This window comes from Pseudoalteromonas sp. RB2-MNA-CIBAN-0110 (assembly GCF_040309305.1).
GTDB lineage: Bacteria > Pseudomonadota > Gammaproteobacteria > Enterobacterales > Alteromonadaceae > Pseudoalteromonas > Pseudoalteromonas arctica.
In genome coordinates this window covers 1-21926 of sequence record NZ_JBEOOQ010000058.1, presented here as the reverse complement: position 1 = coordinate 21926, position 21926 = coordinate 1, and the positions used below count along the sequence as shown (strand labels likewise).

Below are 21926 nucleotides of genomic sequence, written 5' to 3'. Positions count from 1 at the left end.
TTCACCCAAATTTGTATGCTTATTAGCATAACATTTCTTTCTTAATGGGTGGCCAAAATCACTGTACCACTACAGTTTCGCTTCGCTACATATTATAACCCACTGTTTTAGTCCGCTTAGTGCGGCGTTACGAACGTCCTGAAATGGCACTTTTGTGAAGTTCAACTGTGAGCGAAAAACTGACTGTCAGCCCCAATTATTCCAAATATTGATTATCTTATAAAAGAAACAACAACGACAACCAGAATAATAAACTCTGCAATCACAACCTAATCAATAAGCATAAATTGATGAGGTATTGTTACTTTTAGTGCCTTATTGTTATTTATTGATCGTAATCAATAGATAACCTTTTAATACTCACTACACTTAACTTGCTGAGATGGAGCCGAGTCTATTCTTATGGAGTTGGTAATATCATTGAAAAATATGATTTTAGATTGCGAAGGAGAATAATATGCGAACAGGTAATATTTTATGGCCTACGGATTTTTCTGATACTGCATCACATGCTTTGCAATATGCCATTGAAGTGGCGAATTTATATCAAGTAGGCATTCGTATTTTACACATTGTTGATCAGCCTTCAGATAATGAGAATTATATGATCCTTGCGATAACTCCCCAAGAGTTAGCTAAAAATATGGAAGACGCTGCGGCGAGTAAAATGCATGAGTTATTAGGTCAGTTGAATACTGATTTAAAGATTGAAACGGTTATTCGACATGGTGATGCCATTAATGAGATTTTAGATGAGACTAATAGCGGTGATATAGGCATGGTGGTAATTGCCAGTCATGGAAGAACCGGACTTTCTCATTTTTTGAATGTTAACGTTGCAGAAACGATCGCCAATAAAGCTGATTGCCCAGTGTTAATAGTCAAATAAAATTGGCGCGTATCTCTTGTCCCGCTGCGGTTTTAGACGAGACAAAGTGGCCAGCAGGTTGGGTAAAAATGTGAGTTGTGTAAACGTCAATACACGGTTTAACTGCCCGAAAGTGAACTTTTCATACTGGGGCAGGGTCAACGTAAAACTTTTACAGCAGTGAGTGTTAATTTTTTTCACTCATTGCATATGCATTCATTGCAGACGTCTTTTAACTAAGACCTTCACTCTACCAGTATGTACAATCTGGTCTTTGCCTCTTGAATTGACTGAATAATGAAGGTCCGCTTATGGCCACTCTCCAACCACTCGACAACATAAAATGTTGAAAATAATTGGCAAGGTATTTTACTGTGTCGGATGGCGCTTCGCTTATCCGACCTACGCTGGCACAAAGCGGACTATCCCTAAGTCCACTCATTTAACTCCCAGCTATAAAACCCTTACTCAAAACAGATACCTTGCTTTAAAAGGTACTCCACTGCTTTATCTGTATGTGGCTTAAATGCCTTCCAACGGCCGATTGCTTTATTGTTAAGTGGTTGGCGAACTTGTACTTTACTGGCGGTAGAGACCGGTGCGGTGTTTAAGTGAAAATCTATACATTGCTCCTGCCACTCTAGGTTACAAAAGCTGACTAACTCTTTAATTTGCTGCTCGGGCTGTGCGACTAATTCTTCGTATTTTACTAATTTTATATTGTTGTGCAGGGCGCTAAAGTGCTGCATTAGTTTGTAAAAACGGCTGTAAAATTTAGCGGTGTCGAGTAGGTCGAGCGAGTACGCGTAGTAGGGGTTATTTATAGTAAATAGCTGGCGGTAGTTGCCAATACAGGTGTCGATTGGATCGCGCAGCATACAAATGATTTTAGCGTTTGGCAGTGCTTTGGTTATTAAATCGATATAAAAAAAGTTAAACGGGAGCTTATCAATAAAGTGTTTATGGCTGCCTGTTATTACGAGTGTTGCGTTTAAATAGGTTGACCCAAGCTGATTAAAATCAAGCTCGTAGGCTTTACTGAGCGTTTGAGTGTCGAGCACGTGAGGTGTTTGTGTTTGGCTTAGCTTTTTAACACTTAGGCCAAAGTCTTGTAATTCACCGGCTGATTGCACGTCGCTGTGGCTCGATAAAATACGCTCAACTAATGTGGTGCCAGATCGGGGCATGCCTAATACAAAAATAGGTTCGGCCGTTGGGTTACCTTGTGTTAGCGCTTGTTTGTGCTGTTCACTTAAGAGTTTAATATGTTCAAATAACTCAGTTGAGCTTTTATGATCAAACGGCTGCACAGTGCGTTTTGCTACTTTACCTTGCTCTAACGCGTTAAAAGCCTCTGAAAACTCACCAACATCTTGATACTCTTTTGCTAAAGCATGGCCAATATGCAGTTTTGCATCGGGGTGTGTTACTTGCTCAAACACGTTTTTAAGCGCTCAATATGGTTGTTTTGCTTACTTACTTTAGTTAAATCACTTAATGCAAAATGACTTTGATGATGCAGCGGGTTAAGCGCTATGGCATTTTCAAAAGCGTGTTGGGCTTTATCAAATAGCCCTAAAAACTTAGCGCTTACACCGTAGTTATAATAAAACGGTGGTTGAGCTTTGTTAGCTGCTGTAGCCAGTTTAATAGCGCGCTCAAAGTAGTTAAGTGCTTGCTCGTGAATGCCTGCTTGAGTAAGTGCAACGCCAAGTGTGTCGGCATCAAGGGCTTTAGTTATTTGTTTTAATGAAACCGATAGGGCAGTATTTTTTGCTTTTTGTAATTCGCCAGTAAGTGCGTAACATTTAGCAAGTTGCGCGGTGTATTCAATACTTTGGCCAAGGGTAAGAGCTTTTTCGATGAGCTTTATTGCTTTGTGTATTTGCCCAACAGTTAAATTAACCATAGCTAACAAAAAATACCCATCAGCAAAGTCTGGTTTGAGTGTAACTAACTCCACTAGGGCTTTGTGTGCTTGCTCTATTTTACCTTGGTTTAGGGAGTGTATTGCGCTTTGATGAAGTTGCTTTAAATTTGGCTGCATGGTTTTGGTAATTATTATTTTGTAAAAGAAAATAAAAAGGCTCAAATAAATTTGAGCCTTAAAACAGTATTTAAAAAGTGAGACTGTTTAAAAGTCGCTTAAATTATATTTCAAATTTGTAGTTAAATTTAACACCTACCGTAAGCGGGCGATTAATGTAATGGCCGTAGTTACGTTGTATGTCGGCGCCATTAGCGGATGTTATATCGGCATCTGAACGACGAACTGAGGTAACCGCGTATTTGTTGAATAGGTTATCAACATATAGCGTAGTTGACCATGCATCAGCCGTTAATTTAGCTGAAATATTACTTAAGCTGTAACCAGGTAGTGTTTCGCCGTTATCACGAAGTCCTACTCTTGAAAGCACGTCGCTTTGCGCGGTTAAACCGTAGTTAATATCAAGCGTTTTGTCGTTAAACACATCTGTTTGATAGTTTACACCCATCGAAAATTGGTTTTCAGGTGAACCAGGTAAACGGTCGCCGTCTTCTGCGCCACCGGTACCATCGGCATTAAACAAAAATGGTGCGTCTGATGTTAGTTCTGCTTTTGTGTAAGCGTACGTAGCGTAAACTGAAAACGAGTCAGATAAAATTGCACGAGTCGAAATTTCTACCCCTTTTGCATTAGCGCTGCCTGCGTTTGAAAGGTACGTTAATTGACCTATATCTGTAGCGCCCGTAATTTGCGCATCATCCCAATCTACGTTAAATAACGCGGCGTTAAAGTGTAGTTGGCTTCTAAACCATGTACTTTTAAAGCCTAGCTCGTAGTTTGTTGTGGTGTCGGCTTCATATAATAATTCGTCAGGTTTACCACAGCCTGTTTGTTGATCCTCAACAATTGGATCAGGACAAGACACTAAACCGTTTGAGCCGCCAATTCTAAAGCCTTCACTTACTGTTACATAACCCATTACTGAGTCAGTGAACTGGTATTTAGCATTAAATTTAAATAAGTTACCGTTATCGCCTGCTTCGTCTTTTTCGTATGTAACGGTGGTTACATCAGGATCTACTCCACCATACAATGTATTTGCTAGCGGGAAGTCAAAAGCCGCTTGCGACTCTATATCGTATTTGTAAAAACGGGCACCAATGGTCACATCTAATTTGTCGGTAACTTGGTAGCCAACTTCACCAAATAGTGCAGACTCAGTGACGGTACTTTTTGTAAGCTCTAAGTATTCTAATGAGTCAGGTCTTAGCTGCTCGCCACCAAAGTTATCAATAGCGAATTGGTCAAACCCAGGCGTAAACTCTCTGCTTGATGCTTCGGTTTCTGTTTTGTTGTAAAAGCCACCCACAATCCAGTTAAAGTCGCTGTCGCCTTGCGACACTAAGCGAATTTCTTGAGTGAAGGTATCTTCTTCGTCAATTTCACGGGTAAACGTTGAAAACGAAGGAAACTCTTCATAACCGTAATCAAGACGAATAAGTAAGTCTGTTTGGTCGCGTTGACCGTCGGCATCAAAGCTCGAAATACCCGTTGCCGATACGAGCTCTGCAAAGCCTAGGTCGGCTTTTAGTTCGAGGCTTAGTAATTGATCTTTTTTCTCGCGAGGCTCTTCAAAGCGATAAGCCGATTCGTATTTACCTATTACGTCGCTTAAACCGTTGTTTGCATTAAGGCTGTTGTAATGAACAATCGAGCGGCCTTCGCTGTCTTGGTTTTGGTAAAAGTAGTTAAGCGTACCTTCAAACGATTCATTTGGTTTAAAGCGTACAGAAATACGACCTGTAGTGGTGGTTTCGCCGTTGGCGTCTTTTACATTTTTAAGGTTGTTATTAATTGCTGAGCTGTCGCTCCAATCTGGATCTGGCAACGATACACCAGGCTCGCGTACTACGTAGCCGTAATCGATAAAACCTGGGTCTTCATATACGTTTAAGCTGGCGCGAACTGCAAGCTTGTCTTCAATTAGTGGAAGGTTAAATATAAAGCCGCCTTCGCCACCTAAAGAGTCACTTTCTTTTGTTTGAAATAGGTCGCCGTAAACTTCAAGCGATGTAAAATCAAGCTCAGGCTGTTTTAGCATGTAGCGAATTGCACCGCCCAATGTGCCTGCTCCATAAAGCGTGCCTTGTGGCCCAATTAATACTTCAACACGCTCAATATCTACTAGGCGCATATCTACCGAAACTGGAATTTCGTTTATATAAGTAGATACCGTGCCACCATCTGACGATGGACCAGAAGAGTTTGTATTTAAACCACGAACAATAATAGGCGAGCCAGAGCGACCACCTTGATCGGTAATTGTTAAACCAGGTACCCAGCGTGCTACATCCGCAAGCTCATTGATATTTTGATCTTTCATAATATCTGCATCAAGGGCTGTAATATTTAGCGGTGCATTTTGCACAGAGCCGCTGCGCCTTGTTGCTGTAACTTCGATTACTTCGAGTGATTTGTTTTTAGCTGCAACTTCTTCTTGAGCAAGTGCGGCATTAGGCAATAAAAATAGGCTAGAAACAGCGCTCGAAATAGCCAAGGTTAACAAGCTTGGTTTAAACATAAAAAGTGATCCCCAGTTCAAATGTTTTACATTAGTAAATTAAGTTAAGCAGTTTATCAGGGAGTGAAGTAGCTTGGAATATCTAAATTGAATTTTAATTCACTTTTATAGAATAAATATGGTTTGTATGTGGGGTTTTTATTTAGTTAATAGGCAATATAAGCAATAGCTTAGTGCTATTAGGTACAGTTAGGTTAAAAATCACACCCTTGTTTAAAGGTAAATAGTCATTCATTTTTTAAAGATGGCTTTATGACGTGCTCGTTAAACAAATTATTACATTAAAATGGATAGTTTATAATGTCATTAGTTATGCTTTTATCAGCACTATTAAAGTATGTTTTTATCCCCATTAAGAGTGGTAGTCGTATTTATAAGTAACTGTGTAAGTTATTGAGTGAGCGTGTTTGATTGCCGCTTCGTATTCTCTTTTTTATTTTGTCCGCACTTTTTTGTGCGTGTTTTTAAGGATTAACAATGAGCCAACTATTTTCGCCTTTATCACTTGGGCAAGTAACGTTAGATAACCGTATTATTATTGCACCAATGTGCCAGTACTCAGCAAACAATGGCGCTGCTAGCGATTGGCACACTATTCATTTGGGCCAATTGAGTTTGAGTGGTGCAGGATTGCTAATTTTAGAAGCAACAGCAGTAAACCCAGAAGGGCGTATTAGCTACGGCGATTTAGGGCTTTGGAATAACGAAACCCAGCAAGCCCTGGGCAAAAGCCTAAAAGCAATAAGACAATACAGCTCTATGCCTATTGGTATTCAGTTGGCGCATGCTGGGCGCAAAGCATCAACTGAAAAACCATGGGACGGTGGCGATGCTATTGCACCTGATGACGTTAATGGCTGGCAAACCGTGGCACCTTCGGCAGTTGCGTACGACGATAGCAGCCCAGTGCCAAAAGCAATGAGCTAAGACGACATAGACTCATTAATTAAAGACTTTGTCAGTGCAGCTAAACGCGCTGATGAACTCGGCCTTGATTTAATCGAGCTACATGGTGCGCACGGTTACCTGTTACACCAGTTTTTGTCGCCACTTTCAAACGAGCGCGATGACAACTACGGTGGTAGCCTAGAAAACAGAATGCGTTTATTGCTTGATGTGTTTAAAGCGGTAAGAGCGGTATTTCCTAGTGAAAAAGCGGTAGGTGTGCGTATTTCGGCAACTGATTGGGTTGAAGGCGGCTGGGATTTAGAGCAATCGATAGTGCTTAGTAAAGCGCTTGATGAACTCGGCTGTGACTTTATTCATGTAAGTACTGCGGGTTTAAGTCCTGAGCAACAAATACCAGTAAAACCTAATTTTCAGGTACCGTTTGCAACAGCCATAAAAGAAGCGGTTAAAATGCCTGTTATAGCGGTGGGTTTAATTACTGAGGCGCAACAAGCCGAGGATATTATTAGTGAGCAGCAAGCCGATGGTGTAGCGCTGGCGCGTGGCATTTTATATAACCCGCATTGGCCGTGGCATGCAGCTGCAGAGCTTGGCGCTACAGTAACTGCACCTAAACAGTATTTACGCTCAAGCCCACATGGGCAGCCATCACCAATTAAGTAAAACGAAGCTTTTTGTAAAAACCCAACCCGCGTTTGCTGGTTGGGTTTTATTATTTTTATAAAGTAGAGACACACATGACCCAACCAGGCGTTTCAGCGCAACCACTTAGCAATACACTCGTTACTATTATTGCTTTGTGTTGCGGTCTTATTGTTGCCAATATTTACTACGCTCAACCTATTATTGAGTTGCTTGCCCCAGAAGTTGGATTAAGTGCGCACAGTGCTAGCCTAATCGTATCGCTTACACAAATAGGCTACGCTTTGGGGTTGTTTTTTTTAGTGCCATTAGCTGACTTAATTGAAAATAAGCGTTTAATGCTGATTACTTTAGCTGTGTCGTTTTTGAGTTTAGTGGGTACGGCACTTGCTGATTCACCTAATGTAATGCTTATTTTATGTTTAATGATAGGTATGAGCTCGGTTTCTGTTCAGGTGCTTATTCCGCTTGCTGCGCATTTATCGTCTGACGAGAAGCGCGGACAGGTTCTTGGCAATATTATGGCGGGTCTCTTGCTAGGTATTTTGCTGGCAAGACCTATATCGAGTTTAATAGCCGATCACTTTGGTTGGCGTGCTGTATTTTACTTTGCAGCAGGGTGTATGGTGTTTATTGCAGGCGTAATTTATTTTGCTATTCCAAGCAGGCAACCTACCCATAAAACAACGTATTTTAAGTTATTAAAATCGCTTAAACAGTTAATGATAAGCCAACCAGTGCTGCGCCAACGTTCACTTTTTCAAGCATTAATGTTTGCATCGTTCAGTTTATTTTGGACGAGCGTACCGGTTGTGCTTGCCCGTGAGTATGGTTTATCGCAATCAGAAATAGCATTGTTTGCATTAGTGGGTGCGGCAGGTGCTGTAGCTGCCCCCATTGTTGGTCGCTTGGCAGATAAAGGCTATACACATCAGGTATCGTTACTGGCCAAAGTAATTGCAGCAGTGTGCTTTTTACCAAGCTTATTTGAGCTACCTTACGGCATTATAGTATTGGCATTAACCGGTGTGTTTATTGATTTTGCTGTGCAGGCCAATATGGTATTGGGTCAACGTGCAGTGTATGCACTAGAACCGCAAAGCCGTGCGCGTTTAAACGCTATTTACATGACTAGCATATTTGTAGGTGGCGCAGTAGGCTCGCTTATTGCCAGCCCATTATATGAAGCGGGCGGGTGGACTGGTATTGCACTGGTTGCGACGGGCATGCCGCTTATTTCGTTGATTGGTTATTTGGTTACAACTAAAAAGCAAAGTAGGGCTGTGGGTTAAAAAATTACCGGATACAACACAATAAAGTCACCATGTTGCGTGGTGACTTTATTTAGGTTATTTAGATTATTTGGTAGTTAATTAAGTAGTCTGTTTTTTTGCGTTTGAAAACGAGCTACCAACAGATGCAATAATTACAAGTAAAATAGCGAGCCACTGCCATAAAGTAAGCAATTCACCCAGTATAATAAACCCTGCGAGCGAAGCTATTGCAGGCTCTAAGCTCATCATTACGCTAAACCCTTGTGAAGGCATGTTACGCAGTGCAACCATTTCAAGTGTGTAAGGCAGTGCGCTTGATAAAATAGCAATACCAATACCCAGTGGGATAATTTCCCACGTAAACGCGGCGCTTTGCATAATGCCGCCGTAAGGTACTAGCACTATAGCGGCAACGGTCATACCCAATGCGACAGTGGCTCCACCAGAGCTTTGTGTGCCCGTTTTTTTACCAAATAATATATAACCTGCCCAACATGCACCGGCGCCAAGCGCAAGAGCTACACCCAATGGATCAAGGCTGTCTTGGCCGCTCATATCAGGAAGCAGAAGCAAAATACCGGCAATAGCACAGGCAACCCAAAATAAGTCACGTTTGCGGCGTGATGAAAATAAGGCAACAGCAAGCGGGCCTGTAAATTCAAGCGCAACACCAATGCCTAGTGGAATGCGTTCAATGGCGTAATAAAACAAAATGTTCATGCCGCCTAAACTTAAACCATACACAATTATAGGAATATGATTACCAGAAGTAGGTAAGTGTTTCCAAGGTTTAAACACTAAGCAAAGTATAAAGGCAGAAAAACCAAGCCTAAGGGCAGTTGTACCTTCAGGGCCAACAATAGGAAAAAGCTGTTTTGCAAATGACGCGCCCGTTTGAATGGTCATCATTGCAAGCAGTACACACACGATAGCCAGTAAATAACTTTTTGAAGATGCTTGCATTTTAATCCTTGAGTTGAGTAACTCTATCAATTAGTTAAATTGTAATGCAGGGAGTATAAAAGCTAAACCCGCCCGATATTAATGGCGGCATAGTATCTTTTTTTAAATTTATAGGTAAGTGTTTGCGACCAAAAATAGCGCAATTAAAAGTATATTAAATAGGGCAGGGTAAATAAAGTAAGAGGTAAAGTTAGCAAACAGGCGTTTGCTAACTTTAATCAGTTGGTTAAAAGGCCTTAGTGGGCACTTTTATTAACTAAGCCATCAAGCGAGTAGAGGCCTCGTTTTTCATCATTTTTGCGTTTAATTTCTTCAAGTGCACGCGATTCTACAGCGTCAAATAAAGCATTAATTAAGCGGTTAAAATGTTTGTGCATTGCGGTGCGCGCTGCATTTGCATCATGCGACTTTAGGGCTGTATAAATAGCGGTGTGTTCGTCCATAACGCACTCGTTATTGTTTTTACACACACTGCCATAGTCAGCAACAATTTGTGGATTTGTTAAACGTAAATCCCACAAGTTAGACACTGCAAATTCAAGTGCTTTATTGCGCGTTGCTCTAGCTATAATTTCGTGGAACTCACGGTCGGCTTGCTCAACATAAAGGCCTTTTTCCATGGCAATTAATGTTTTATTTAGTTGCTCTAGTTCTTCTTCTGTAATGCTTTGAGCAGCTAAAGCGGCAATTTCGCCTTCAATTAATGCGCGAGCTTGAGTAAGTTCAAATGCACTGATCTCTTTTGATTTTATAGATGCATTTTTTTGTTCTACTACGTAAACACCAGAGCCGGTTTTAACTTCAACTCGGCCACGTACTTCTAATGCGATAATAGCTTCTCTAATGGTAGGGCGACTTACATCAAACATTTCTGCAAGTTCACGTTCAGGTGGTAAACGACTCCCAGCAGAAAATTCGCCTTGATTTATTAAAGACTCAATTTTATCAACTATGCGCCAAAATAAGCGACGATTACCCATACTTTACCTTCATTACCTTAAGGAATAATGGCCTCTGGGGCCTAAAAGTCAAAACCAACTGTTAATACCAGAGGTTACCTCAAAATTCACTATTATGTCAAAATTCTAACGCGATGTTATGGTTAAAAACCACTATACACCAATGGTTGTATTCTTGTATTACCAATTTAGTTTAAAATAATGCAATTGGCTAGCTTGATTGGTAATGTTTTTATGTGTTAGGTTAGTTTTAAGGTTATTGAATAATAAATATTGGTAATAAACCGAATTTGGGTTGTTAGTGTTAAGTTTGCTGTAGAAGTATTTGATTGCCCATGGATGGGGATCGCTATTTTTAAATGTGTTTTATAAGATATGTCGTTGTACGAGAGCTATTTAAGCTTTCTTCTGGGCGTTAACTGTCGTTGGTTAACGCCCATATTTTATTTAGTTAGTCGTTAGGGTACACAACCCCAAGCTGTTTGCGCGCTTCATCAAGTACGCTCATTACGTTACTGGCTAAAATATGTGTATTAACGGGTGACTCAAGAATATTTTGCTTCACTAATGCCATAAAATGTTCAACTTCGTATTTCATAAAGTGCTCATCAAACGGCTGGGATATAACCTCTACCTCACCATTATTAGCAATAAACTCCACCTTTTTGAGTTGCGATACAGCTTCTATACGTATGCGTCCAAGTTCGCCTTGTATTTCGGTTATGTTGTCGCCTTGCGATATTTTAGAGTAGCTAATAACGGCTTGTTTATCAGCGTAGTTTAGTAATACATCCCCCGCACCATCAACACCTGTATCAAGTAATACGCCGCTTGCGTGTACACTGTTTGGTGCGCCCCACAATGCAATCAATAAATACAGTGGGTAAATCCCTAAATCAACCAAAGCACCGTTAGCAAACTCGGGTAAAAATGTATTTGGGCGTTCGCCATTTTTATACTTATCGTAACGCGATGAATATTGACTGTACTGGCCAATATATTTACGTGGAGTGCCAATTTTTACCATTGCCTGTTGCAGCCGTGCAAAGTTAGGCAAGTGAGTGGTCATCATGGCTTCCATGTAAAGGCGCTGATGCTTTTTTGCTGTAGCTATAATGCTTGCAAGCTCTTTAGAATTAGCAGCTGATGGTTTTTCGCCAAGGACATGTTTACCTGCTTCTAGGCACATAACGGCATATTGCTTATGTAAGCTGTTAGGGGCGGCTATGTAGACAGCATCAACATTTTGATCTTGGCATACTTGCTCGATTGAGGTGAAAATTTTTGCTTGTGCATTTTGTGGGTGTTTGGCTAAAAATGCTTCGCCGCTTGATACTGCGCGCGAGCACACACCATATAAATTAAAATCGTTTAACGTATTTGCAGCGGCTAACAGTGTGTCGCTAATAAAATTGGTGCCAACAATAACAAAGTTCATGCTCACTCCTTAGCTTAAATAAAAATAATAATAAGAGTGTTTAGTTTAACATTTTTTTAGTCCTATATGCTCGAGGAGAACATCCAAACCAGCGTTTAACATTAACACTTAGTGTTGCTTGCTCCTGATACCCTAAAAGCTCAGATATGGTTGATATTGTAAATTGGTTTTGCGCTAAATAGTGTGCAGCTAAAGCGCGACGAGTGGCATCTTTAAGTTTTACAAAGCTCGTATTATGTTTGATAAGTTCTCGATGCAGAGTACGCGGGTGCATACCCAGCGCAGCTGAAATAGTTTGGTTACTACATTGATAAATAGGAAGCATAGGCCTAATTAGTGCACTAACTTGGTTGGGTAATGGTTGTGTGTGTTCTTTGTTTTTTGCCAAGAAGCTTAGCGCTGCTTGTACTTTATTTAGTTCAGGGTGATCAAGCTCAAGAGTTAAATCACTTTTTGAGATTACAATACCAGCGCTGTTGCGATGCTCTATAACGTTACAACCAAAGTAAGTGTTATAGGCACGAGTATTAGTACTTAATTTTTTTGGCAAAAATATATTAATTGGTTTGCAGCGGTTATTACTCAGCTTTTTAATAACAGCCAATGCTAAACCAATGGTTAGCTCAATCACTTGGTTAATGTTCGGTAATGGTTTTAAATTAATTTCGAATGATAAAAACAAGCTTTTATCATTCTCTAAAGGGTGCGAGTTTAAGCTAAGTGCAGGGCTGTGCAAGTGAAGGTATTTAATAACCCAATTAAGTGCATCACCTAAATTAGTACTACTTTTAGCTGCTATTGCAATATGTCCTAAAATATCAAAATTTTGTCTACTTGCGAGCTTAAGGCCAAAACTAGAACAATTGAACTTACAAGCACAGTACTCTAATAGCTCAGCGTAATCTCGATAAGGTAAATATTGGTTATCGAGATTTTTAAAGTCAACGTTATTAATATTACAGCTTTGCATTATTTCATGCGGATCGCCGCCAAATTCGCTAATTAGGGTATCTATACCTTGTAATGACGTGGCTCTGATTAGGCTGCTCATGGTTAACCTCAAATAAATGATGTCTAAAAATATCAAGTTTTGTTGAGTTTTTCTATGCACTATTACTGTAAAAGCCGTTAAAACTTTTATTAAGGTACACCATGAACAATACAACATTTGATTACATTGTGATTGGCGCAGGTAGTGGCGGCTGCGTTATGGCATCGCGATTGTCTGAGGATAAAAATGTAAGTGTGTGCTTAATTGAAGCTGGCGGCAGTGATAAAAGTGCATTTGTGCAAATGCCAGCAGGCATAGCAGCGAGTGTCCCTTATGGCATAAATAGCTGGCATTACAATACGGTGCCACAAAAAGAGCTTAATAACCGGTGTGGTTTTGTGCCGCGTGGCAAAGTACTGGGTGGGTCAAGCTCTATCAATGCAATGGTTTACATAAGAGGTAATAAGTACGATTACGACCAATGGGCGGCTAATGGCAACACGGGATGGGATTTTGAGAGTTTACTCCCGTACTTTATTAAAGCTGAGAACAATAAAGCGTTTATAAATAATGAGCTGCACGGGACAAAGGGTCTGCTACATGTACAAGAGCTAAATAACCCAAGCGATGCAAACCAATACTTTTTAAATGCCTGTGCTGAGCAGGGCGTTAATTTAAGCGACGATATAAATGGCAAAGAGCAAAGCGGCGCACGTCTATCGCAGGTAACTCAGCGCAATGGCGAGCGTTGTAGTGCAGCAAAAGCGTATTTAACACCGCATTTAAACCGTCCAAATTTAACGGTATTAACCCATAGCCACGTTAATAAAATAAATATAACCAATAAGATAGCGCAAGGCGTGCAAATAGAGCGTAATAAAGAGGTTATTAATTTACGTGCTAAAAAAGAGGTAATACTTAGTGCTGGCGCTATTAATTCGCCTCAAATATTAATGCTTTCAGGTATTGGCCCAAAAGAGCATTTAAGTGCACATAACATTAAGGTTCAGCACGTACTTGAAGGTGTTGGCGCTAATTTACAGGATCACTTAACAGTAGTGCCACTTTATAAATCAAAAACAAATAAAGGCACATTTGGTATAAGCCCGCTAGGCATTGCCAGCATTATAAAAGGCTGTGTTAACTGGTTTAGTAAACGAGAAGGGCGATTAACCAGTAACTTTGCAGAGTCGCACGCGTTTATTAAATTATTTGAAGGCTCGCCAGCGCCCGATGTGCAGCTAGAATTTGTAATTGGGCTGGTGGACGATCATAGTCGTAAATTACACACTGGGCATGGTTACAGTATACACAGCAGTATTATGCGCCCCAAAAGCCGAGGTACTATTACATTAGCTGATAACAACCCACGTAGTGCTCCACTTATTGACCCTAATTACTTAAGCCATCCAGATGATTTAACTGTAATGCTTGCAGGCCTTAGAAAAACACTCACTATTATGCAAAGCAAAGCTTTTGATAACATACGCGGTAAAATGCTCTATCCGCTTGATATAAATAATGATGATCAGCTAATTGAGTTTATACGCCAAACTGCAGATACCGAATATCACCCAGTCGGGACATGTAAAATGGGGCAGGACTCAATGGCAGTGGTGGATACTAATTTGCGAGTGCACGGGGTAAGTAACTTACGCGTAGTCGATGCGTCGATTATGCCTACCATTATTACCGGCAACACAAATGCACCGGTAATTGCGATTGCTGAAAAAGCAGCTGATTTAATTAAACACGAAAAGGTGTAATTAAATAAACTGTAGTAGGGCTATTAATTAGCTATAAAACTCATTTAGCCATTGTTGCCAATCGCTTTCCAGGTGCAGCATTTGCTGATGCTTTTTAGCGTTTAGATGCTTGGTTTCGTCCTCGCTTGCCATATAGGGTCCAACGCGGCAAAGGGAGCAATGGTTAGATGTTAAGTATGCAGGTTTGGTAAGACGTGAGCTTAATTCGCTAGTATGTGTATCAATACTTTTTGGGCTGAAAACGTAAGTTATGCCGCTGGTGTCTTTAACGTGTTTATCGCGGTCAACATTACGAATTTTATAACCTTCAAAATGGCTAATATCAAATGGGATTTGGCCTAAATAATCAGCGTTTAAACCGTTATTTAAACTCCCTTCTATATTCCATTCTCGATAAGGTTTTACATCCTTTGAAGTGATATAACACAGCATTGGACCATTTTTATCAAGCGCGTATTCGTTAGCGTATTTAATAAATTGATGCAGCAAAGCGCGGTTTAATACGTTCATACTGGTTTGGCGCGTGTTGTTTTCAAATGCTTCACGGCCAACAAACGCAGGTATAAGCGGAAACTGAAAAATAACCACGTCAAAGCTGTGCTGGTTTTCACTTAGAGTTTGCCAACACGCGGGATTTGTTACATCAAAACTATTAAGTATCTCAACGTTATGCGCTTTTAAGTTACTAAGTGCATTGTGCTGGTACTTTTGCTCAATAGTTGCCTGGTCATCGTAAGTGGATGCAACCAAAGCTTTTGGCGATAGATGAGTGTAAATAGCGTTCGAAAAAGATAAATCGCCATCGCCTACGGTGAGTATTCGCCATTGAGGATTTAAATACATATTTTATTTAGCGTTTATGTTTGTAGCAGTATTATTTATATCGCTATTTGTTTGTGAGTCTTTTGCTAGTAAACGATGAAACGCAAGTCTGGTTTTTAACCCTTCAATAGCGATTTGTTTAATAATAAGATTAAAGGTAATTAAAATGGCAAAGGCAATATGAATAGGGCCGTGAGTAAATCCTGCATCTGTATCGTACAGTGTCAAACCAAATAGCAAAAATAAGACGACTAAAAATATTTCGAGTAATTGACTTGAATAAAAGCTTAAACGACCTTCGCTTTTATGATCTTTTTTAATGCGTATAGCACAAAAAAATGGGATCACTTTGATTTTAAATGCAGCGTTTTTTTCTACGTAGTTTTCGCCAAGTTCGTCGAGTTGTTGGCGTAGTTGGTCAATCATGGTGTGTCCTCAAATAGCAGTGCGCGGATATTACCTTATTACCATGCAATATTTAAGTTTACAGCTGCTATTTAGGGTAAATACTCATACCAATAGTCAAAATGTGACACACAAACACAACAGAGGTAAGTACTACACGCATTTTTTGATAATCTTTATGATAGGTTTTCCATTGCGGCGTGGCTTTTTCAAATATAAGTACTAACCAAAAACTAGCACCTAGCCAAGCCAGTGCCCACTCTACAGGTAAAAATGATAAAAATGGAACTGGGGTAACAGGTAATACCGCTTTAATTGCATTGCTATAGCTTTGCTCTCCGGCGCGCCACAAGCTACCTGCCATAAATGCTAAAATGGCGATACTGTAAAAAGTAAAAAACTCTAAGTTAAGGCTATTACTGCCAAACATAAGCGGCCAACCCACACACCCTAAAAACGGGATTAAGCCTAAGTAACCTAGTTGTATGTGGTTAAAAAATTTTTCCATTACGGCGTGCCTTATATTTAATGACTTATTTGAAGCGCGGCTATTGTAGCAGTATTGCGATTAGCGATCTTAATAATTCGCCAGCGTTTACAATCCAAATAATGCTTACGATAACAGGGATTATATAGTTCAATCCAAAAAACCGATTGTTTTAATCTAAACAATCAATTTTATTTAATTGTCCATTAGCCTTATTGTATTAACCAAGCCAACGCAGAAGGTCGTTTTAAACGAGAGCGTTGATTACTTTTTAAATAGATTAAATATAGATGAGGAAATACCATGAGCACTTCATTAATCAATACTAAATTACAACCATTCAATGCAACCGCTTACCACAACGGTGACTTTGTAGAATTGTCTGAAAAAGATGTTCTAGGTAAATGGTCAATCTTCTTCTTTTACCCAGCAGACTTTACATTTGTATGTCCTACTGAACTTGGTGATGTTGCAGATTATTACGCACAACTTCAAGAAATGGGCGTAGAAGTTTACTCAGTATCTACTGACACTCACTTCACTCACAAAGCATGGCACGATACGTCAGACACAATTGGTAAAATTACTTACCCAATGATTGGCGACCCAACAGGACGTATTACTCGTAGCTTTGGCGTAATGATTGAAGAAGAAGGCTTAGCACTTCGCGGTACATTTGTAATGAACCCAGAAGGCGAAATTAAAATTATCGAAACTCACGATTTAGGTATTGGCCGTAGCGCTAAAGAACTTGTTCGTAAAGTACAAGCTGCACAATACATTGCAACTCACGACGGTGAAGTTTGTCCTGCATCTTGGCAGCCAGGTGAAGACACACTTGCACCTTCACTAGATTTAGTTGGTAAAATCTAAGTATAGATTTATTCCTACTATAAGGGCAGGTAACTGCCCTTAAATCAACGAACATCCGTTTGTTGGTGCCTCCTATATCAATATACTTGTTTAAGCACATGCATTATTTGGCATGGGAGGCTTGCTGTTTAAATTTTCCTAAAAGGGTTAAGCCATGTTAGATAACAACATAAAAAATCAATTAAAAAGCCATTTTGAATCGCTTACTCAACCTGTTGAGCTGCTTATTGCCTTGGATGACAGCAAAAAATCAGCAGAAGTAGAAAGCTTAGCGAACGATTTAGCCTCACTGAGCGATAAATTTACGGTAATGAACAACCCAGATACAAGCGCGCGTCGCCCGTCAATGGTTGTACATTCACCTATTAAAAACACTCATATTACGTTTGCAGGCGTACCTATGGGCCACGAATTCACAAGTTTAGTGTTAGCTCTTTTACATACTGGCGGACACGCAAGTAAAGCTAAAAGCGAAGACATTGAACAAATACAATCGCTTACTCAAGAACTTAACTTTGAAGTATATATAAGTTTAAGTTGCCAAACGTGCCCGCAAGTAGTCCAAGCACTTAATACTATGGCAGCGACAAACAGCAATATTAAAGCGACCATGATTGATGGCGCATTATTTCAAGATGAAGTAGAAGAGCGAAATATTTTAGCTGTACCGGCTGTATATTTAAATGGCGAACCATTTAGCCAAGGTGCACTAAGCCTTACCGACATACTCAATAAAGTAGATAGCAAAGGGGCACAGCGCCAAGCTGAATCGCTAAGTAAAAAAGATAAATTTGATGTACTTGTAATTGGTGGCGGGCCTGCGGGCGCATCGGCTGCGATTTACTCAGCACGAAAAGGGTTAAATACAGGTATTGTTGCCGACAGATTTGGTGGACAAGTTGCAGATACATTAGCAATAGAAAACTTTATTTCGATTAAGGCGACTGAAGGGCCAAAATTGGTTGCCCAGCTTGAAGAACACGTTAAAGAATACGATGTAGATGTAATGCATAATCAGCGGGCAGCGGCACTTGGTTATAACAATGGCTACGAAATTACACTTGAAAATGGCGCAGTACTTAAAGCTAAGTCGCTCGTACTTGCCACTGGTGCACGCTGGCGCGAAATGAACGTACCAGGGGAGCAAGAATATCGCGGCCATGGTGTGGCATATTGCCCACATTGTGATGGCCCTTTATTTAAAGGTAAACCTGTTGCCGTAATTGGCGGTGGTAATTCGGGTATAGAAGCAGCAATCGATTTAGCTAATATTGTGCAAAGTGTTACGGTACTTGAATTTGCAGACACACTACGTGCTGATGAAGTGCTTATTCGTAAAGCTAAAAGCATGGCTAATATTACCATTATCAAAAGTGCACAAACTACCGAAGTACTTGGCGATGGTAAAAAAGTAACTGGCTTAATGTACACAGATAGAGTGTCGGGAGAGAGCAAAGAGCTTGAACTTGCCGGTATATTTGTACAAATAGGCTTAATACCAAATACCGAATGGTTAAAAGACAGCGACCTTGAATTAAGCAAATTTGGTGAAATACTGATTGATGCTAAAGGCGCAACTTCACTACCAGGAATTTACGGCGCGGGGGATGCAACCAATACTCCGTTTAAACAAATTATTATTGCAATGGGCAGCGGTGCAACAGCAAGTTTAGGTGCATTTGATTATTTAATTCGTCACTCTGAAGAAGCTGATCAAAGCGCTGCTTAATGTAATTAGTAAAAACTCTCTTGATATAACAGCAAGGCTACACCCATAGCTGTTTGTTAACCCAAGCCGCCCTTCTCCAAAGGCGGCTTTTTTATGTTATTGAAATCTTAGTGAGGTATTCGCTCTTCAAGCCAAACTCTGAGCTTCTCTGGATCTTTAATAAAAGGTATCCTCACCCAGCTTCCATAAGCATATAAGTGGATTGTGGAGTAGCCACAAATACGGCCTAAAATTGTTGTGACTTGCTCTACATTTTCAACGCTTTTGAAACCTAGTTTGTCTTCTCTTCTTGTTAGTATTCCACTAAATACGGTTATAGAGTTGTCTTTAGTAAGAACTTCTATAAAAACTGCTTCCAATATTTTATGAGAATCTTTCAGGACATAAATTGCAGGTAAAACGACTAAGCTTAGTAGGACATCATTTTTGAACTGCTCACCTATTAATTCTTGCCCTATGAATGAGAAAATTAGATAGACGAATCCTAGGCCAAGGATTCTAGTAGCAATTTCTCCTAATGCCTCGATCGAACGCCAGAACTTAGCAATTTTAATTGTTGGCAAAATATTCCCATAACACAAAGTTTTTAATAGGCCTTTATGATTTATTAATCACAGCCACCAGAATCGCCGCCGCTACAATTTGTATGAGAATGCGATGAGTTACTGCTAGAGGAAACTGATGAGTCACTGCCAGTATAAGCTGATGATCCACGTGATGACTTAGCACTGATAAATGTAACTAACAGCAATACGCCTGATACGATAACAATTGTTATTGATGAACTCCATTGCTCAGTGGAAACGCCTTTAAATACTGCAACAATAAGTACTGTTAGTAATATAGTTCTAATTATGTTTTTCATTTTATGTTCTTATTTTTCACCAGTGGCAGTGCAGTAAAAATTAGCTGATTTTTACGGTATGCTCAAGCGCATTAATAACCGCTTTTTCAAGTATGGGTAGTTTAAACGGTTTTGATATAAACATATCCATACCGGCTTGTTTGCAGGCAAGTTTATCTTGTGATGAAGTATTAGCAGTTATAGCCACTATGTAGGTTCCTTCATGCGAGCAGATTTTTTCTGATCTAAGCTGCTTTGTTGCCTCGAATCCATCGAGTATGGGCATTATGCAGTCCATAAAAATAAGGTCATAATGCTTTTGGCGACATTTTAATACAGCATCTTGGCCATCAACTGCAGAGTCGGCTTTTATATCAAGTTTGCCTAAAGAAGCATGAAGTACCAACCTATTAATATCGTTATCATCGACTACAAGTACTGATAGTTCACTGCCATTGATATCTAACGTTGATTTGAGGTTTTCTTGTTTTTGTTCTGTCCCTTTCTCAATAGGAATATTTACTAAAAACGTAGTGCCTTTATTAGGTGTACTTTTTACCTTTATTTTGCCGCCCATATATTCAACAAGTTCTTTTACTATTGCAAGGCCAAGGCCTGTTCCACCTTTTGAATTTTTAGCATCTACTTCTTGAGAAAAAGGAGAAAACAGTGATTCTAAAAAGCCTTTACTCATTCCTCGGCCTGTATCAGACACTTCAATATTTAAACTTAGCTTAGTTTTTACTTTAGAAAGGCTGGTGTTTAGTGTAACTGAACCATTTTCAGTGAATTTAAGTGCATTACTCAGTAAGTTAGAAGCAATCTGGCTAAGGCGTGTGTTGTCGCTAAACGCCCAGCAGTTGTCATCAATTGTATTATTTACTTGTAGCGTTACATGCGTGTTTTTAAATAGAGGTGTATATAAAGAAGTTAAATCGGTAAAAATTGTTTTTAGTAAAAAGTCAGTAGGTTCAAGCTTTAGCTCACCATGATTAATTTTAGAAAAATCGAGCACTTCGTTAATAATACTAAGTAAAATATCGGCGCTTCTAAGGCCTATTTTAATTTTTTCAGCGCGAACTTCTTCACTGTGTTCATCAACTAATGTGGTTAGCATACCTGTAATGCCATTCAGTGGGGTTCTTAATTCGTGGCTGATTTTAGCAAATAGCATGCTTCTGTCTTCAAGTAGGCGCTCTGCTTGAGCTTGCTTTTGTTTAAGCTCTTCTCGGAGCATTACTGATTCGGTTACATCTTGGCAGGTGCCAAATAATCGGACACATCGGCCTTCATCAAATTCGGCCTCACCAAAGGTAGCCACCCATAAGTGTTTATTTTTAGCGGTTACTATTTCTAGTTCTAGATTCCATTTTTTTCCTTTTTCTATGGCTAATTCTACCGCGCGAGTAATGCCTTCACGACTTGGACCTTCTTTATAAAACTCGACTGCAGAATTCATTTGCGGTTGAAATTGTTCATCCACCTCATGTATGAGGTATGTTTGCTCGCTCCAGGTAATTTTATCGGAGATTAGATCAACCTCCCACGTACCTATATTTGCAACGTTTTCTAACTTTAATAAAGTATTACTATTTTTTATGAGTTGTTCTTTAGCTTGGGTGCGAGCAAATTCCGATCCAAGCCATTGTGCAAATAACTCAATATAATCATAGGCTGCATCATTAAAAGCTGGAGAGCTGTTTATGGATGAAAAGTTAACGGTACCAAATATTTTTTCACCAATTTTTATTGGCGCGCCAATATAAGACTCTAACTGAAAGTTTATATAACAGGGGTGGTTTGCAATTGCGCTTTGAGATGCTTTATGAAAGGCAAGTGCAGAGCCTGCAGCGAGCGTATGTACGCAATAGGTGCCTTGTAATTCAAACACGGTACCGGGTAAAAGTGAGTTGTCAGGGGTTTTGGCATATAAAACGGTGTAGCTGTTTTCATCTACTTTACTAATAATACCTAGCTCAAGGTCAAATACTTCTAACCCAAACACTAAGAGCTTATTAATTTTATTTTCAAAATCAAGAGATTGATTAGAAACTATATCGTGAAAACATCGTAAAAAATTCAAAAGAAAACACCCCGTAAGCTTTTGTTCAATTTATATAATACATAGGCCAATTAGGGCATTGGTATTAGTTTAAAATCCAGTTTAGCAGTTTTAATTACTAATAACTAAAATTGATACGTATTAAATTTTATAACCTTATGTTTTTATGAACTAAGTTAGTGGTTTATTAATAGTAGTAGGGCCTGTTGACCTTTCAGGATTAAAATTTGTTCAATCTAGGGGCGATTTAATCGCGGCGCGAGGTTTGTAACCTAGTGGGCTCGATAACTGCTCCTGCGTTATTCTACTGGCTTACATCCATGTAA

16 protein-coding genes and 2 pseudogenes are annotated in these 21926 nt (G+C 39.7%); 6 read left to right on the top strand and 12 right to left on the bottom strand.

All coding sequences use genetic code 11. The features are described 5' to 3' along the window. Positions 1-457 precede the first annotated feature (457 nt). Positions 458-889: a universal stress protein gene (locus tag AAEY68_RS19800; RefSeq protein WP_024593072.1), complete on the top strand. Its 432-nt coding sequence runs from the start codon at positions 458-460 to the stop codon at positions 887-889. Positions 890-1332: 443 nt separating this feature from the next. Here AAEY68_RS19800 and AAEY68_RS19795 read toward each other — a convergent pair. Together AAEY68_RS19795 and AAEY68_RS19790 are read right to left on the bottom strand one after the other, a co-directional pair. Continuing rightward, positions 1333-2915: pseudogene (locus AAEY68_RS19795) on the bottom strand (tetratricopeptide repeat-containing sulfotransferase family protein). Positions 2916-3018: 103 nt separating this feature from the next. Further along, positions 3019-5436 (bottom strand): TonB-dependent receptor, encoded by a 2418-nt coding sequence (locus AAEY68_RS19790; protein WP_350586729.1) that lies wholly within the window; start codon positions 5434-5436, stop codon positions 3019-3021. Between the two features lie 477 nt (positions 5437-5913). On the opposite strand from AAEY68_RS19790, the pseudogene AAEY68_RS19785 reads away from it, so the two are divergent. Together AAEY68_RS19785 and AAEY68_RS19780 are read left to right on the top strand one after the other, a co-directional pair. Beyond that, positions 5914-7008: pseudogene (locus tag AAEY68_RS19785) on the top strand (NADH:flavin oxidoreductase/NADH oxidase). A gap of 74 nt (positions 7009-7082) precedes the next feature. Then, on the top strand, positions 7083-8279 hold the full coding sequence (locus AAEY68_RS19780; RefSeq protein WP_024593074.1) for an MFS transporter: 1197 nt from the start codon (positions 7083-7085) through the stop codon (positions 8277-8279). 81 nt (positions 8280-8360) lie between these two features. On the opposite strand, the gene AAEY68_RS19775 is transcribed toward AAEY68_RS19780, so the two are convergent. The 4 genes from AAEY68_RS19775 to AAEY68_RS19760 form a co-directional block, all read right to left on the bottom strand. Next, positions 8361-9224, bottom strand: a complete 864-nt coding sequence (locus tag AAEY68_RS19775) for an EamA family transporter (protein WP_350586728.1) — start codon at positions 9222-9224, stop codon at positions 8361-8363. Between the two features lie 236 nt (positions 9225-9460). Continuing rightward, entirely contained in the window at positions 9461-10204 is a 744-nt protein-coding gene (locus AAEY68_RS19770; protein ID WP_024591884.1) for a FadR/GntR family transcriptional regulator, read from the bottom strand. Positions 10205-10634: 430 nt separating this feature from the next. Beyond that, positions 10635-11621: a Gfo/Idh/MocA family protein gene (locus AAEY68_RS19765; protein WP_024593076.1), complete on the bottom strand. Its 987-nt coding sequence runs from the start codon at positions 11619-11621 to the stop codon at positions 10635-10637. 40 nt (positions 11622-11661) lie between these two features. After that, positions 11662-12672 carry an AraC family transcriptional regulator gene (locus AAEY68_RS19760; RefSeq protein ID WP_010555283.1) on the bottom strand — a complete coding sequence of 337 codons (1011 nt, stop codon included), beginning with the start codon at positions 12670-12672 and terminating at the stop codon, positions 11662-11664. Between the two features lie 101 nt (positions 12673-12773). On the opposite strand from AAEY68_RS19760, the gene AAEY68_RS19755 reads away from it, so the two are divergent. After that, on the top strand, positions 12774-14378 hold the full coding sequence (locus tag AAEY68_RS19755; protein WP_024593077.1) for a GMC family oxidoreductase: 1605 nt from the start codon (positions 12774-12776) through the stop codon (positions 14376-14378). Positions 14379-14405: 27 nt separating this feature from the next. Here the strand turns inward: AAEY68_RS19755 and AAEY68_RS19750 are convergent, their stop codons facing one another. From AAEY68_RS19750 to AAEY68_RS19740, 3 genes are all read right to left on the bottom strand, one after another. Beyond that, on the bottom strand, positions 14406-15221 hold the full coding sequence (locus tag AAEY68_RS19750; RefSeq protein WP_024593078.1) for a class I SAM-dependent methyltransferase: 816 nt from the start codon (positions 15219-15221) through the stop codon (positions 14406-14408). Positions 15222-15224: 3 nt separating this feature from the next. Then, positions 15225-15626 (bottom strand): hypothetical protein, encoded by a 402-nt coding sequence (locus AAEY68_RS19745; protein ID WP_002960599.1) that lies wholly within the window; start codon positions 15624-15626, stop codon positions 15225-15227. 67 nt (positions 15627-15693) lie between these two features. Further along, the gene (locus tag AAEY68_RS19740) at positions 15694-16113 is read right to left on the bottom strand and encodes a DUF3429 domain-containing protein (RefSeq protein WP_024593079.1); all 420 of its coding nucleotides are present in this window, start codon (positions 16111-16113) and stop codon (positions 15694-15696) included. 282 nt (positions 16114-16395) lie between these two features. On the opposite strand from AAEY68_RS19740, the gene ahpC reads away from it, so the two are divergent. Beyond that, a complete protein-coding gene (ahpC, locus tag AAEY68_RS19735; RefSeq protein WP_007581822.1) occupies positions 16396-16965 on the top strand; it encodes an alkyl hydroperoxide reductase subunit C in 570 nt (189 codons plus the stop codon). A 154-nt stretch (positions 16966-17119) separates the two neighbouring features. Then, entirely contained in the window at positions 17120-18694 is a 1575-nt protein-coding gene (ahpF, locus tag AAEY68_RS19730; protein WP_024593080.1) for an alkyl hydroperoxide reductase subunit F, read from the top strand. 107 nt (positions 18695-18801) lie between these two features. Here ahpF and AAEY68_RS19725 read toward each other — a convergent pair whose 3' ends face one another. Genes AAEY68_RS19725 through AAEY68_RS19715 form a run of 3 tightly spaced genes read right to left on the bottom strand, consistent with a single transcriptional unit; the run spans position 18802 to position 21621 of the window. Next, complete coding sequence (locus AAEY68_RS19725) at positions 18802-19257, bottom strand: PH domain-containing protein (RefSeq protein ID WP_024593081.1); 456 nt, start codon at positions 19255-19257, stop codon at positions 18802-18804. Between the two features lie 44 nt (positions 19258-19301). Beyond that, entirely contained in the window at positions 19302-19559 is a 258-nt protein-coding gene (locus AAEY68_RS19720) for a hypothetical protein (protein WP_024593082.1), read from the bottom strand. 40 nt (positions 19560-19599) lie between these two features. Next, positions 19600-21621, bottom strand: a complete 2022-nt coding sequence (locus AAEY68_RS19715; protein WP_024593083.1) for a GAF domain-containing hybrid sensor histidine kinase/response regulator — start codon at positions 21619-21621, stop codon at positions 19600-19602. Positions 21622-21926 lie beyond the last annotated feature (305 nt).